Genomic DNA, 12,923 nt, shown 5'->3' with positions numbered 1-12,923 from the left:
TCACGCGGCTGTCATGACGGCATCCTAATCTACAGCTGCGGTAAATGAACAAGACCGCAATATCCCGGCAGTCAGACCCCATTCCAGGCGCGGCCCGGTACGCCGGACTGGTCCGCCCATTGCAACGCACACTATAGAGGTCAATCATGTATCCATTTTCGCCATCTGTTACGCCTGCCGTTCGCACCCACCTGGACGCCCAGGTCTCGTTCTTCAACGACTTTTCCAAGTCCTTGTCACGCTCGTTCCAGCACCTGTGCGAGCTCAATATGCAGCTGGGCCAGACCATGCTTGAAGAGAGCACGATTGCCAGCCACCAGCTGCTGACCATGCAAAGCCCGACCGACGCCATCGCCGTCACCGCCGCCCGCGCCCAGCCGGCAACCGACAAGCTGCGCGCTTACCAGCAGCACATGTCGCGCGCCGTGGCCGACACCCAGGTTGAACTGGCGCGCGTGACGGAGCAGCATGTGCAGGAAACGGGCCGCACCGCGCGTGAGCTGGCCGACCAGGTCGCCCGCACGGCGTCGGAAGAAAAGGACAGGTCGCTGCGCGAGCAGCAGGAATCGATGAAGAACTTCCGCGATCCGTTCGAACACCAGCGCGGCAACGGCGCCCATGCCCACGGCAATATGCAGAGCAGCAGCGCCAGTGTCCAGGTCGATGGGCAGTTCGACGGCCAGCACGCTTCATTCCAGGGCAACGTGCAGGGCCAGCCTGCGCATGCATCCACCGGCAAGGGCGCCGGCAAATCGAACTGACGAAATCGCATAACGCCAACGCAGGCCGGCAGGGCGCCATGCCCCGCCGGCCCCGGCTTTTCTGTATCATGCTCGTCTCTACGCAAAGGGGGACGAAGATGGTACGCATGATGACGCTGGCAGCTTTCCTGTACGCGCTTGCGCTGCCGGCGTGCGCGCTCGAGACCCGCGCCGCCACGGACGCAGAGCGGGCCGCGTTTGCTGATTTCTACCGCTCCCGCTTTCCCGGCGCCAAAGCCCCAGGCCCGGTCTTCACGATCGAGCGCGGGGGACCGGGCCAGCCCTGGCGCCTGACGGCCCGGGTCGACGCCCAAGCGCGGCGCGCAGCGCGTGGCCTGTGCCGCATGGAGCGCATGCGCTTTGTCTTTGGCAGCGAATGGGCCATGGAACGGCCCATCGGGCTGGCCTGGTTCCACCCGGTGGCCTGCGCCGCAGCGCCGCCGCAGCATATCCTGATCCTGCAGAGCATGCCGGACACCGATGTCACGGCGCTGGCAGCGCATGCCCCGGCCGTGCTGAAACGCGCACGCCTGCTCTTTGCCGGCAATACCTCGTGCGCGGTGCAGCGCTCCTTGCCGTTCCGGCTGCATGCGATCGATGTGGGGGCTCCCGTATCGGGCGGCGAGGAGATGGCGGAGCTGATCTTTCGCAGCGACCGCCATACCAGTGCCACGGTATGGGTACGGCGTTCCGGCCTGGCTTACGATCCGTGGAACGTGAGCTGCAACTAAGCACACCGGCATCGGCAAGGCAATGCAAAACGCCGCCCGCAGGCGGCGCTGGATATGCCGGCAAGCCGGCCTAGAAGTGCACCCCGCGCAGCAGCTGCTGCATGGCGATCTGTTCGGAACTCAGTTGCGGCGCCTTCTTGTCGCCGCCCTTGGCTGCATCCGAATCCGGGAACATGCGGAAGGTCGTGTTGAGCACGATCTGCGCCACGCGCGGCATCAGGGCATGCAGTACCTGGCCGAACACGCCCACGCGGGTGGCAATGCGCACCGGCTTGTAGACCACGGCTTCGGCGATCATGTCGGCCGCTTCTTCCGGCGCCAGGGTCGGCACGTTCTGGTAGATCTTGGTCGGCGCAATCATGGGCGTGCGTACCAGCGGCATGTTAATGGTGGTGAACTTGATGCCCACGTCCGACAGCTCGGACGAGGCGCAGCGGGTCCACGCTTCCAGCGCCGCCTTGGACGCCACGTAGGCCGAAAAGCGCGGCGCGTTGGTCAGCACGCCGATCGACGAGATGTTGATGATGTGGCCCCGCTTTTGCGCGATCATCGTCGGCAGCAGTCCCATGGTCAGGCGCAGGCAGCCAAAGTAATTGAGCTGCATGGTGCGTTCGAAGTCGTGGAAGCGGTCGTAGCTCGATTCGATGGCGCGGCGGATGGAGCGCCCGGCGTTATTGACCAGCACATCGACGCAGCCATGGTTCTCGATCAGGAGCTGCACAAACCGGTCGCAGTCGGCCATGTCGGCCACGTCGGCCTGGTAGATGATGCAGTCGAAGCCGCGCTCGTTGATTTCCTTTTTCGCTTCCGCCAGCTTGTCTTCGTCGCGCCCGCAAATGATGGTGGTGGCACCGGCTTCCGCCATCTTGTGCGCCGCGGCCAGGCCAATGCCGGACGAGCCGCCCGTGATCAGGACCACCTTGCCGGCCACCGTGCCGCGCAGGGTGCGGTCGATGAACAGGTCCGGGTCGAGGTTGCGCTCCCAGTAGTCCCAGATCGGCGCGGCGTACGATTCCAGCGGCGGACACGCGATCCCGCTGCCCTTGAGCGCGCGCTGGGTTTCGCGGCTGTCAAAGCGGGTAGGGTAGTTGATGAAGCCCATGACGTCGGGCGGCAAGCCCAGGTCCTTCATGATGGCATCGCGCACGCGGCGCACCGGCGACAGCGCCATGATGCCCTTCTTGACCGATTTGGGAATGAATCCCAGCAGGGCCGCATTGATGCGGATGCTCATGGTCGGCGCATGGGCCGCGCGGCAGAACACGTTGAGCACTTCGCCCACGCGCATCGGCTCGGGGTCGGTCAGGTGGAAGCACTGGCCGTCCAGGTTGGCCTGGTGCGCAATGTGGTCCATGGCGTTGACCACGAAGTCAACCGGCACGATGTTGATGCGGCCACCTTCGATGCCGATGGTCGGCATCCATGGCGGCAGCAACTGGCGGATGCGCTGGATCAGCTTGAAAAAATAGTAGGGGCCATCGATCTTGTCCATCTCGCCGGTCTTGGAGTCGCCAATGACCAGGCCCGGACGGTAGACGCGAAAGGCGCCCTTGATGTCGCTGCGCACAATGCGCTCGGACTCGTGCTTGGAAATATAGTAGGGATGGTCCAGGCCTTCTGCTTCCTCGAACATGTCTTCGCGGAAGATGCCTTCGTACATACCGGCAGCGGCGATGGAGCTGACGTGGTGGAAGCATTTGGCGCCGATGGCGTTGGCAAACTCCACGGTATTGCGGGTGCCGGCCACGTTCACTTCGGCCTGCTCATCCGGGTCGGCCGTCATGTCGTAGATGGCCGCCAGGTGGAAGAAATGGTCGATTTCCTTGGACAGCTTCTTGCTGTCGTCCTTGGAAATGCCCAGTTTCGATTCGCGCAGGTCGCCGTACACGGGGATGGCACGCGACTTGGGCGCGCCCCAGTAGTCAAGCAGGTCGGCCAGCTTGTCCCGGGAGCCTTCGCGCATCAGGAAGTAGACCACGCTGCCCTTGCGCGCTAACAGCTTCCTGACCAGCCGCTTGCCGATAAACCCTGTCGCACCCGTGACGAAATACTGCATCGTGGTTCCCCTTATGCCGGTTAAATGAATTGATGTGCCAATCATTACAGGGGATTGGACGCTTGGCAAGGAGTTGTACGCCTTCCCCGGCCAGAAACAGTCGTGCGCCGTTGCAGGATATAGACTGGTGCTGTAGCATCGCCCGGTGGACCATTGTTAAGGATGAACGTGAACGCCCTCAAGAACGCCGTCAAGACTCTATCTGCCGCCCTGGCCCTGGGATTGCTGCCAATGGCAGCGGCCATGGCCACGCCGGCCACCGCCATTCCGCCATCGGCCGCCGACTTCGCCGAGTGCCGCCGCGTGTTTGCCAACGCCTGCCTCAAGCCCTCGGCCTGCCAGCACGGCCAGGCGGCGCCCTGCGCCCGCTATGTGTGCGACCCGGTTCCCATCAGCGGCGACGAACGCCTGGGGCCACGCATGGGCACCACGCTGTGGTCGGCCCAGGGCGGTGCCTTCCACGTCGTCATGAAGGGCGATGTGGTGGCACTGCGCTGGTTCGGCGGCCCCGGTGAAAGCCGCACCGGCCCCGGCATCGCCATGTGCACCCGCCAGTACGAAGTCGACGCCATCTTCAAGGCCTTTGGGCGCTGATGATCCGGTGTGGGGTTTAGAAGCTGCTCTCTATGGTTTTAGTGTCCGATCTCTAGAATAGCTATCTAGAATGGCATCATCAAAGAAGGGTAAGACCTCGACACATCCACACTGGGAGCTCCACCATGGTAAAGAAACTGAAGACACTGGCAAAAACCGAAGACAAACAATTGGCTAGCGCGGTTCGTACCTCCGCTTCCCAGATCTGGCAGGCTGGCCTGGGCGCATTCGCCAAGGCCCAGGAAGAGGGCGGACGCGTCTTCTCCAAGCTGGTCGAAGAAGGCAACAACCTGCAGCGCCGTACCCGCTCGATGGCCGAAGACAAGGTCTCCGAAGTCACCGACACCGTCACCAAGGTTGCCGATGGCGTGTCCAAGCAAGCCTCCGGTTCCTGGGACAAGCTTGAGCAGGTGTTTGAAGACCGCGTGGCACGCGCCCTGTCGACCATCGGCGTGCCGACCCAGAAAGACATCCAGGAGCTGACCCGCCGCGTCGAGCAGCTCAGCCGTGCAGTGGCGGCAGCCACCGGCAAGAAGGTCCCGGCCGCCAAGGCCGCCGCCAAGCCGGCAGTCAAGAAAGCTGCTTCGGCCAAGGCCGCAGCCAAGCCGGCAGCCAAAAAGGCCGCCGCCAAGCCTGCAGTGAAGAAGGCTGCATCGGCCAAGCCGGCCGCGAAAAAAATCGCCGTCAAACCGGCAGCCGCGCCTAAAAAGGCCGCCGCGCCACGCAAGGCAGCGGTCAGGAAGAGCGCTCCCAAGGTCAATGACGTGGCAGTAGAGAGCAGCAGCACCGCAGCGTAATCGCCACGGCTGGCAAGACGAAGGGCCTGTGCTTGCGCAGGCCCTTTTCACGTGTAAAAGGTGCATCCAATGAAAAAGACTACTCCGCGCAGCAGCGCTCCCAAAATCGGCCTGGCACTGGCCGGTGGCGGCCCCCTGGCTGCAGTGTATGAAATTGGCGTGCTGGCCGCGCTGGAAGAGTCGATCGAAGGGCTGGACGTCAATGACGCGGCCATCTATGTCGGCATTTCGGCCGGCGGCATCATCGCCGCGGCGCTGGCCAACGGCATCACGCCGCACCAGATGTGCCGCCTGTTCATCGAAAGCGATGTCGATGCCGCCGACGGCGCCGCCCTGTTCAAGCCCGAACTGCTGCTGCGCCCCGCCACGGCAGAACTGACGCGGCGCGCCGTCAAGCTGCCCGGCCTGATTGCCTCGTCGCTGTTCCATTACGCGCGCAACCGTCAGAGCGTGTTTTCCTCTTTCGAGCGGCTCAAGGAAGCGCTGCCGGCAGGACTGATTTCGGGCGACGGCATCCACCGCTACATGGCGGCCACCTTTGCCCGTGCAGGCCGCACCAACGACTTTCGCAAGCTGCGCAACCGCCTCGTGATCGTCGCCACCGATCTCGATACCGGCGAAGCGGTGCGCTTTGGCGACCAGCCGGAATGGGACCACACGCCCATCTCGCGCGCGGTGCAGGCCAGCGCCGCCGTTCCCGGGCTGTTCCCGCCGGTGGAGCTGGACGGCCACCATTTTGTCGATGGTGCGCTGCGCAAAAGCATGCATGCCTCGATCGCGCTCGAGGCCGGGGTCGATGTGCTGTTCTGCGTGAATGCCATCGTCCCTTATAACGCCCTGGGCAAGGCGTCGCGCAAGAAGGGCGGCAAGCTGCTCGACGGCGGCCTGCTCGACGTCATGTCGCAGACCCTGCGCTCCATCCTGCACTCGCGCATCGCCTCGGGCATGGCCAGCTACGAAAGAAGCCATCCGGGTGTCGATATCCTGCTGTTCCAGCCCAACCAGGACGACGCCGAGCTGTTCTTCACCAATATCTTCAGCTATGCCAACCGGCGCCGCATGTGCGAGCAGGCGTACCAGAACACGCGCCTCATGCTGCTCGAACGGCGCGCCGAGATCGCCCCCAAGCTCGAACGCCATGGCCTCAAGCTCAAGCTCGGTGTGCTGCGCGACGCCAGCCTGTCGCTGGTGCAGCAGGCACCATCGCGCCAGGCCCTGGCCCGGCTGCGCCAGACCCTGGACGATCTGGAACGCTACCTCAAGGTGGCGCGCTCGGCCTGAACCTGGCGCTGCCACTGGTGAAGCGGGCAGTTTCGGTGTTATGCTTGTGTGAGTAAAACATCAGACCGCCCGCCATGCTACAGAAAGCTCCACGCCGCACCCGCGAACGCATCCTCGAGTTGTCCCTGCGGCTGTTCAACGAGTTCGGGGAGCCGAACATCACCACCACGGTGATTGCCGAAGAGATGAACATCTCGCCCGGTAACCTGTACTACCACTTCCGCAACAAGGACGACATCGTCAACTCCATCTTCGTGCAGTTTGAGGCGGAGATCGAGCGCATCCTGACGGTGCCGGACGGGCGCCGCTCCAACATCGAAGACGTGTGGCTGTACCTGCACCTGATGTTCGAGCTGGTATGGCGCTACCGCTTCTTTTACCGCGACCTCAATGACCTGTTGTCGCGCAACCGCAAGCTCGAACTGCACTTCAAGGTCATCCTGGCGCACAAGATCAAGGTCGCGCGCCAGCTGTGCGAAGACCTGCGCACCGAAAAGTCGCTGGAAGCGTCTGACGCCGACATCGCCGCCCTGGCCACCAACATGGTGGTGGTGGCGACCTACTGGCTGTCGTATGAATACGTGCGCAATCCGCGCAAATACACCGAGCAGCAGGCTATGTCGGACGCGCTGGCGCGCGGCTGTTACCAGGTGCTGTCGCTGATTGGCCCCTACCTGCGCGGCGACACCCACCTGCTGTTCGAAAAGCTGTCCGAAGAATATCTCAAACAACTCAAATAAGGAGCCAACCATGGCATGGACCAAGTTCCCCCACGCTGACGATGCCTACGTGTACACGGCGGCCACGCTGAAAAAAGCCTGGCCACGCCTGCACGTGGGAGATGCCGAGCCGTTTCCCAAAAAGGCGGCGCTGGTCGATGCGTGGATCGCGTTCCATGCGGGCGAGTTTGAGAAAGCCACCAAGCTCGGTCTGGACGCGGGTGTGGACGGCTACTCGGTGGCGCACAAGGCCAGCTGCATGTACGCCACCTACCTGGAAAAGAGCGACAAGAAGAAAATCGCCATGTTCGAGGAAGTGGCCGAGCGCTGCGAGCGCCAGCAGGCCGAGCAGCCTGACAACCCGGCCGGCTACTACTGGCATGCCTATGCGCTGGGCCGCTACGCCCAGGGGATTTCCATCGTCAAGGCGCTGGCCCAGGGCATCGCGCCCAAGGTGCGCGCCAGCCTGGATAAAACCATCGCGCTTGCGCCCAAGCATTCGGACGCCCACATTGCACTGGGCGCCTTCCACGCCGAGATCATCAACAGCGTGGGCGCCATGATCGGCGGCCTCACATATGGCGTCAAGAAGGAGGATGGTTACAAGGCCTTCAAGAAGGCCATTGAGCTCAACCCCGACACCGCCATCGGCCGCATCGAGTACGCCAATGCGCTGGTGACGCTGGACGGCAAGAAGAAAATGGACGACGCCGTGAAGCTGTACGAAGCGGCGGCCGCGGTCGAGCCGAAGGATGCGATGGAACGCCTCGACGTGGAAGCGGCCAGGGAAGAACTCGAGGACGAATGAAGTCGATTGCAGTGTATTGCGGTGCCAATCCCGGCACCGATCCGGTGTACGCGGCGGCTGCGCGTGCACTTGGGCGGCTGCTGGCGCAGCGCGGCATGACCGTGGTCTACGGCGGCGGCCATGTGGGCCTGATGGGCGTGATTGCAGATGCTGCGCTGGCCGCGGGTGGGCGAGTGATCGGCGTGATCCCGCAGCAGCTGGTCGACCGCGAGCTGGCCCATGCCGGCCTGACCGAGCTTTTCGTCGTTCGCAACATGCACGAGCGTAAAGCCATGATGGCCGAACTGGCGGACGGCTTCGTGGCCATGCCCGGCGGGATGGGGACGCTGGAAGAACTGTTTGAAATGCTTACTTGGTCGCAGCTGGAGATTCACGCCAAGCCGATTGGCGTGCTCAATGTGGCCGGCTTCTATGACCAGCTGGCGCAGTTCATCGCGCACGCTGCATCGGAAGGCTTCATCCGAGCCCAGCATCGCGACCTGATGATGGTCGAGAGTGATCCAGAGGCGCTGCTTGCACGCCTGCTGGCTTCGCGCTAACTTTCTTCCGACAGCTTGAACTGGTCCGGCGCCGGTGCCGTCCTGGCCGGAGTGCGGGCCTTGCGCGCCGGCCTGGCCGGTGCCGCGTCCTGTTTCGGCGCCACCACGGCAGGCGCCGCGGGTGCCGGCATCAGCGCAGGCGTGAGCAGGGTTGCCGGGGCCGGCGCTGGTGCGCTGGCCGATTCGAAGACGTATTCGCGCGCGCGGGCATTGAGCTTTTCCTTGTCAATGGTGTAGACCGGCGGCGCCTCAACCGGGCAGTTGCTGGCGATGTTTTCGCCATCGTTCTTGTCCGCCACGGCCGGCAGGCTGGCAGGCTGGCGGCGCGCCAGGCCGAGCGCCTGGTACAGCGTGCCCATGCCGGCGTGGGCGCGGGCAAACGCGAACAGGCGGTCGAATTCCGCGTTGGCGTACGAGCGGCGCGACTGGAACAACTCATTTTCCGAATCGAGCAAGTCGAGCAGCGAGCGCTGGCCGATATCGAACTGCTTGCGGTACGCGTCGCGCGCCTTTTCAATCGACAGCTGGTGCTGGTCCAGGTAGGCCAGCTGCTCGGTGAGCTTGGTGGTGTCGTTGTAGGCAATCGACAGGGTCTGGCGCACGTCGCGGCAGGCCTTATCGCGCTGGTCGCGCGCCACGTTGATCAGGTCCGCCTGCTGGCGCACGCGCGACACGTCGGAAAAGCCATTGAACAGGTTCCACGACAGCTGCACTTCAAGCGCCTTGTTCGAGGACGAGCCGGGCAGGCCATTGAGGTTGCTGCCATTGTCCGAGCGCATGCGCAGGTCTACGCGCGGCTGGTAAGTGGCGCGCCGCAGGCGGGCCGCCTTTTCGTTGGCGCGCACGTTTTCCACTGACGCTTGTAGCGAAGGGTGGGCGCGCAGGGCGGTGCCAAGCGCCTGCGCCATGGTCGGCGGCAGGTCCTTGTCCAACAGTGCCAGGGGCTGCATCGCAGGCGACGGCACCACGCCTACCAGGCGCTGGAAGCGGGCCGAGACATCATGCAGGTTGGCCGTCTCCTGCAGCAGGTTGGATTCGGCCAGTGCCAGGCGACCGGCGATCTGTTCCAGGTCCACGCGGCGGCTTACGCCGGCCTGGGTCTTCTTCTGGATCTGCATGAACACTGCCTGGTGGCGGACGTAGTTTTCCTCGGCCAGTTCCACCAGCTTGCGGTAACGAAGCACGTCGGCGTAGCTGCGTACCACATCCAGCACCACGGTCTCGGACACGTCATACAGTTCGTACAGGCGCGCCATGCGGGTGTGGTCCAGACGCCTGACATCGTTGTACGTCAGCGCGCCATCCCATAGCATTTGCGTGAGGGTGAGCGAGCTGGCATTGCGGCTCAGGTCATTGGTCTTGAGGGGATCGCGGATATCGTCGCGGCCGGCGCCTGCCGTGAGGTCCAGGCGCGGCAGGTAGCCGCCGGCGCTGGCGGCGCGCTCATGGCCAGCCGCTTCGAACGCGTGCCAGCGCGCCAGCACCTCGGGGTTCGACACCAGTGCCTGCTGGGCGACCTGGTGCAGGGTCTGGGGCTGGCCAAGCGCCAGCAGGGGGGCAAAGGCGAGAGCGAGTGCGGCGCAAGTATGTTTCAACTTCATCACGATATTGTCCTGGTCAGCCGTGGCGACGGCCTGATAATTTGCGCGTTAAGATCATGCAAAAGTGCATGCAACAGCAGCACGCGCGAACGCGTAGACAAACATGCTGCTTATTTCATATCAACAAGTATCGGGAGGTATTTGCTCCCGCGCAACAATATGAACCAGGGTTTGGGGTCGTTTTGCGATTTGATGCATTGTAATACTCTTTTGAATCATTTGCTTGAGGCCAAAAAATATTACTCTGATACACTTCATCGAGGTGTCTCATTTTTGACGAGCAGCTTTGATCTTTTCCCCGCGCCCGCCCTGTACTATTGCTGATCTTGCCCCTGTGCGGGCAGGCCGGCGCCGGCTCGCACTGTTGTTTTTTGCCGCCATCTGTGTTGCCGCATCAGCGCCCGCGCTGGACTTGCAGCGCTTGCAAGTAAGTGGGCCGGTAATGCGTGACTGGGTGAACATGCTCGGAGAAATGAAGAACGCGACGCCCGAGCAAAAGCTCAAGCGCGTCAATGAGTTTTTCAACCGGCGCATCGAGTTTGGCGACGACCAGGGCATCTGGGGCCGCTCGGACTACTGGTCGGCGCCGGCGGAAACCATGGGCAAGGGGAGGGGCGACTGCGAAGATTTCGTTATTGCCAAGTATTTTTCGCTGCTTGACCTGGACATACCGGACAATCAGCTGCGCCTGATTTACGTGCGCGCGCGGCTGGGCGGACCTGGCAGCGCCGTGCAGCAAGCGCATATGGTGCTGGCGTATTACCCGACACCGGAATCCGATCCGCTCATCCTCGACAACCTGATCACGGATATTCGACCCGCACAACGGCGCCCCGACCTCGCGCCGGTTTTCAGTTTCAACCGCCAGGGCGTATTTGTGGGCGTGGCGGCAGGCGGCCAGGCCTCGGGCGGTCCGGAACGGCTCTCGGCCTGGCAAGACCTGCTGCTGCGCGCAAAGCGCGAAGGCTTCAACTAACTAGACACCACTCATTGGTAAGGACATGTCATGTCGATGTATCGCCAACTCTGGTCTGCTCTGATCCTCGGCACGCTGCTGGCGCTGGCCGGAGGGCTGCTGGCCACCACGCTGAGCGCGCGCTCCTATCTTCAGACGCAGCTCGAACTGAAAAACATAGACAATGCCAACGTGCTGGCCCAGGCCCTGGGCGCGCGCGGCAGCGACCCGCTGGAACTGGAACTGGCCATCGCCGCGCTGTTCGACAGCGGGCATTACGATTCCATCATCCTGTACGATCCGCGTGACCGGGAGCTGGTCAACAAGCGCGCGGTGCCATCGGCCGGCAGCGCGCCCGAATGGTTCACGGCGCTCCTGCCAATCAAGGCCTCGCCCGGTGTGGCGCGCGTCTCGAACGGCTGGAAGCAGGTAGGCACACTCGTCATCGTCAGCCGCAGCCAGTTTGCCTACGACGCGCTGTGGCGTTCGACACTGCAGATGATTGGCGTGCTGGCCTTTGCCGGACTGATTGCCGGCTACCTGGCTACCTTGATCCTGCGCCGTCTCAAGGCGCCGCTCGATGCCGTGGTGGCCCAGGCGCGCGCCATTGCCGAGCGCCGTTTCGTCACCACGCCGGAGTCCAATGTCCCGGAGCTGCGCCAGCTTACCAGTGCCATGAATTCCACCGTGGTGCTGCTCAAGTCCATGTTTGCCGACGAAGCCGACCGGCTGGAGGCGATCCGGCGAGACGCCAACACCGATGCCCTGACCGGGCTGGCCAACCGCCACCACTTCATGGAGCAGCTGCGTGAAGCGCTGATGGTGGAAGACGGCGGCGAAGGCAGCCTGATGCTGCTGCGCCTGGCCCGTCTGGCGGACTGGAATCGGCAGCTGGGCCACCAGCGCACCGACGCCATGCTCGCCGCCATCGGCGCACTGGTCGATGGCCCGGCCCAGCAGCATCCTGGCAGCTTCGCTGCCCGTCTCAATGGCAGTGATTTTGCGCTGGTGCTGCGCGCGGGCGAGCCGCAAACGGTGGCCCGTCAGCTGCTTGATGCCGTGACCGCACTGGTTACCGAACGCACCGGCAGCGAAGCGGCCGTGTTCATCGGCATGGGCAAGCTGCAGGTTGGGCACAATGTAGGCGCCGTGCTGTCCGTGGTCGACACCGCGCTGGCCGGCGCTGAAGCGCAGGGCGTGAGCGCCGTGCGTGAAGAGCTGCCGCTCAATATCGCCGAAGCGCCGCGCAGCGCTGACGAATGGGCCAGGCTGATTTTGCGCAGCCTGGAACAGCGCTGGGTGCGCATGGCGTCGTTTCCCGTGGTCGACAGCGCAGGCATGGTGGTGCACCGCGAATCGGCGCTGCGGCTGATGTTTGGCGGCGAATGGTTCCCTGCCGCGCGCTTCCTGCCCATTGCCGAGCGCCTCGGGCTGACCGCGCGCCTGGACCTGGTGGCGGTGTCGCTCGGTCTCGATGAACTCGGGCGCGATGGCAGCTTGCCCGGCCTGGCGGTGAACCTGTCGGCGCGCTCGATCCAGGACAGCGGCTTCCGCCAGCAGATGCTCGAACTCATTGCCGAGCGTCCCGACGCCGCCCGGCGCCTGTGGCTGGAAGTGCCGGAAAGTGGAGTCTTTGCCCATCTTGACGCATTCCGCGTGTTCTGCGACGCCATGCACCAGGGCGGATGCAAGGTCGGCATCGAGCATTTCGGCCGCCAGTTCAACCAGATTGGCCTGTTCCACGACATGGCCCTGCATTACGTGAAGGTTGATGGCAGTTTTGTCCGCGGCGTCAATGCCAACGGCGGCAACCAGATCTTCCTCAAGGGCCTGGCCGGTATCGCCCACAAGATGGGCTTGCAGGTATACGCCGAGGGTGTGACGGAAGTGGCGGAGCTGGCGGCGATCGGCCCGCTCGGCTTCGACGGCGCCACCGGTCCGGCGGTACCCGATACGGCAACCCGCATCAACCAGGACGGTCCCGTCCTTTAACCTGGCAGGCCGCCCGGCGCGGCCGCTTGAGCACATTGGCTGCGCCGGCCCCACGCCGCCAACGCGCCGAGCCTTCGCGTATCGAAAAA

The 12,923-nt window shown here is 63.8% G+C and carries 12 protein-coding genes; 10 read left to right on the top strand and 2 right to left on the bottom strand.

The window, feature by feature from the left end:
- Positions 1-146: 146 nt before the first annotated feature.
- Together KY495_RS00680 and KY495_RS00675 are read left to right on the top strand one after the other, a co-directional pair.
- Positions 147-761: a phasin family protein gene (locus KY495_RS00680; RefSeq protein WP_219881874.1), complete on the top strand. Its 615-nt coding sequence runs from the start codon at positions 147-149 to the stop codon at positions 759-761.
- A 98-nt stretch (positions 762-859) separates the two neighbouring features.
- Entirely contained in the window at positions 860-1,492 is a 633-nt protein-coding gene (locus KY495_RS00675; protein WP_219881873.1) for a hypothetical protein, read from the top strand.
- Between the two features lie 70 nt (positions 1,493-1,562).
- Here KY495_RS00675 and KY495_RS00670 read toward each other — a convergent pair whose 3' ends face one another.
- The gene (locus tag KY495_RS00670) at positions 1,563-3,548 is read right to left on the bottom strand and encodes an SDR family oxidoreductase (RefSeq protein ID WP_219881872.1); all 1,986 of its coding nucleotides are present in this window, start codon (positions 3,546-3,548) and stop codon (positions 1,563-1,565) included.
- 162 nt (positions 3,549-3,710) lie between these two features.
- On the opposite strand from KY495_RS00670, the gene KY495_RS00665 reads away from it, so the two are divergent.
- From KY495_RS00665 to KY495_RS00640, 6 genes are all read left to right on the top strand, one after another.
- A complete protein-coding gene (locus KY495_RS00665) occupies positions 3,711-4,142 on the top strand; it encodes a hypothetical protein (RefSeq protein WP_219881871.1) in 432 nt (143 codons plus the stop codon).
- Between the two features lie 125 nt (positions 4,143-4,267).
- Positions 4,268-4,939: a phasin family protein gene (locus tag KY495_RS00660; protein WP_219881870.1), complete on the top strand. Its 672-nt coding sequence runs from the start codon at positions 4,268-4,270 to the stop codon at positions 4,937-4,939.
- A 69-nt stretch (positions 4,940-5,008) separates the two neighbouring features.
- Entirely contained in the window at positions 5,009-6,220 is a 1,212-nt protein-coding gene (locus KY495_RS00655; RefSeq protein ID WP_219881869.1) for a patatin-like phospholipase family protein, read from the top strand.
- A gap of 74 nt (positions 6,221-6,294) precedes the next feature.
- A complete protein-coding gene (locus KY495_RS00650) occupies positions 6,295-6,960 on the top strand; it encodes a TetR/AcrR family transcriptional regulator (RefSeq protein WP_219881868.1) in 666 nt (221 codons plus the stop codon).
- 10 nt (positions 6,961-6,970) lie between these two features.
- Positions 6,971-7,747 (top strand): hypothetical protein, encoded by a 777-nt coding sequence (locus tag KY495_RS00645; protein ID WP_219881867.1) that lies wholly within the window; start codon positions 6,971-6,973, stop codon positions 7,745-7,747.
- Positions 7,744-8,286: a TIGR00730 family Rossman fold protein gene (locus KY495_RS00640; RefSeq protein WP_219881866.1), complete on the top strand. Its 543-nt coding sequence runs from the start codon at positions 7,744-7,746 to the stop codon at positions 8,284-8,286. Before KY495_RS00645 ends, KY495_RS00640 begins: the two co-directional genes overlap by 4 nt.
- Here KY495_RS00640 and KY495_RS00635 read toward each other — a convergent pair.
- The gene (locus tag KY495_RS00635) at positions 8,283-9,887 is read right to left on the bottom strand and encodes a TolC family outer membrane protein (RefSeq protein WP_229518664.1); all 1,605 of its coding nucleotides are present in this window, start codon (positions 9,885-9,887) and stop codon (positions 8,283-8,285) included. The genes KY495_RS00640 and KY495_RS00635 overlap by 4 nt on opposite strands.
- A 472-nt stretch (positions 9,888-10,359) precedes the next feature.
- Here KY495_RS00635 and KY495_RS00630 point away from each other — a divergent pair, with 472 nt between their 5' ends.
- Together KY495_RS00630 and KY495_RS00625 are read left to right on the top strand one after the other, a co-directional pair.
- A complete protein-coding gene (locus KY495_RS00630; protein WP_229518448.1) occupies positions 10,360-10,863 on the top strand; it encodes a transglutaminase-like cysteine peptidase in 504 nt (167 codons plus the stop codon).
- Between the two features lie 30 nt (positions 10,864-10,893).
- Positions 10,894-12,834, top strand: coding sequence for an EAL domain-containing protein (locus KY495_RS00625; RefSeq protein ID WP_219881864.1), 1,941 nt, complete (start codon positions 10,894-10,896; stop codon positions 12,832-12,834).
- Positions 12,835-12,923: the final 89 nt, after the last annotated feature.

Origin of the sequence: Massilia sp. PAMC28688 (assembly GCF_019443445.1) — a bacterium.
Lineage (GTDB): Bacteria > Pseudomonadota > Gammaproteobacteria > Burkholderiales > Burkholderiaceae_D > Telluria_A.
The sequence above is the reverse complement of the archived record's forward strand: the minus strand, read 5'-3'. Positions and strand labels throughout refer to the sequence as shown.

Excerpts from the sequence above, each read along its gene's own strand:
- KY495_RS00660 (WP_219881870.1), top strand. The coding sequence starts at position 4,268 with ATGGTAAAGAAACTGAAGACACTGGCAAAAACCGAAGACAAACAATTG.
- KY495_RS00665 (WP_219881871.1), top strand. The coding sequence starts at position 3,711 with ATGAACGTGAACGCCCTCAAGAACGCCGTCAAGACTCTATCTGCCGCC.
- KY495_RS00640 (WP_219881866.1), top strand. The coding sequence starts at position 7,744 with ATGAAGTCGATTGCAGTGTATTGCGGTGCCAATCCCGGCACCGATCCG.
- KY495_RS00635 (WP_229518664.1), bottom strand. The coding sequence starts at position 9,887 with ATGAAGTTGAAACATACTTGCGCCGCACTCGCTCTCGCCTTTGCCCCC.
- KY495_RS00630 (WP_229518448.1), top strand. The coding sequence starts at position 10,360 with ATGAAGAACGCGACGCCCGAGCAAAAGCTCAAGCGCGTCAATGAGTTT.
- KY495_RS00655 (WP_219881869.1), top strand. The coding sequence starts at position 5,009 with ATGAAAAAGACTACTCCGCGCAGCAGCGCTCCCAAAATCGGCCTGGCA.
- KY495_RS00670 (WP_219881872.1), bottom strand. The coding sequence starts at position 3,548 with ATGCAGTATTTCGTCACGGGTGCGACAGGGTTTATCGGCAAGCGGCTG.
- KY495_RS00680 (WP_219881874.1), top strand. The coding sequence starts at position 147 with ATGTATCCATTTTCGCCATCTGTTACGCCTGCCGTTCGCACCCACCTG.
- KY495_RS00650 (WP_219881868.1), top strand. The coding sequence starts at position 6,295 with ATGCTACAGAAAGCTCCACGCCGCACCCGCGAACGCATCCTCGAGTTG.
- KY495_RS00645 (WP_219881867.1), top strand. The coding sequence starts at position 6,971 with ATGGCATGGACCAAGTTCCCCCACGCTGACGATGCCTACGTGTACACG.
- KY495_RS00625 (WP_219881864.1), top strand. The coding sequence starts at position 10,894 with ATGTCGATGTATCGCCAACTCTGGTCTGCTCTGATCCTCGGCACGCTG.
- KY495_RS00675 (WP_219881873.1), top strand. The coding sequence starts at position 860 with ATGGTACGCATGATGACGCTGGCAGCTTTCCTGTACGCGCTTGCGCTG.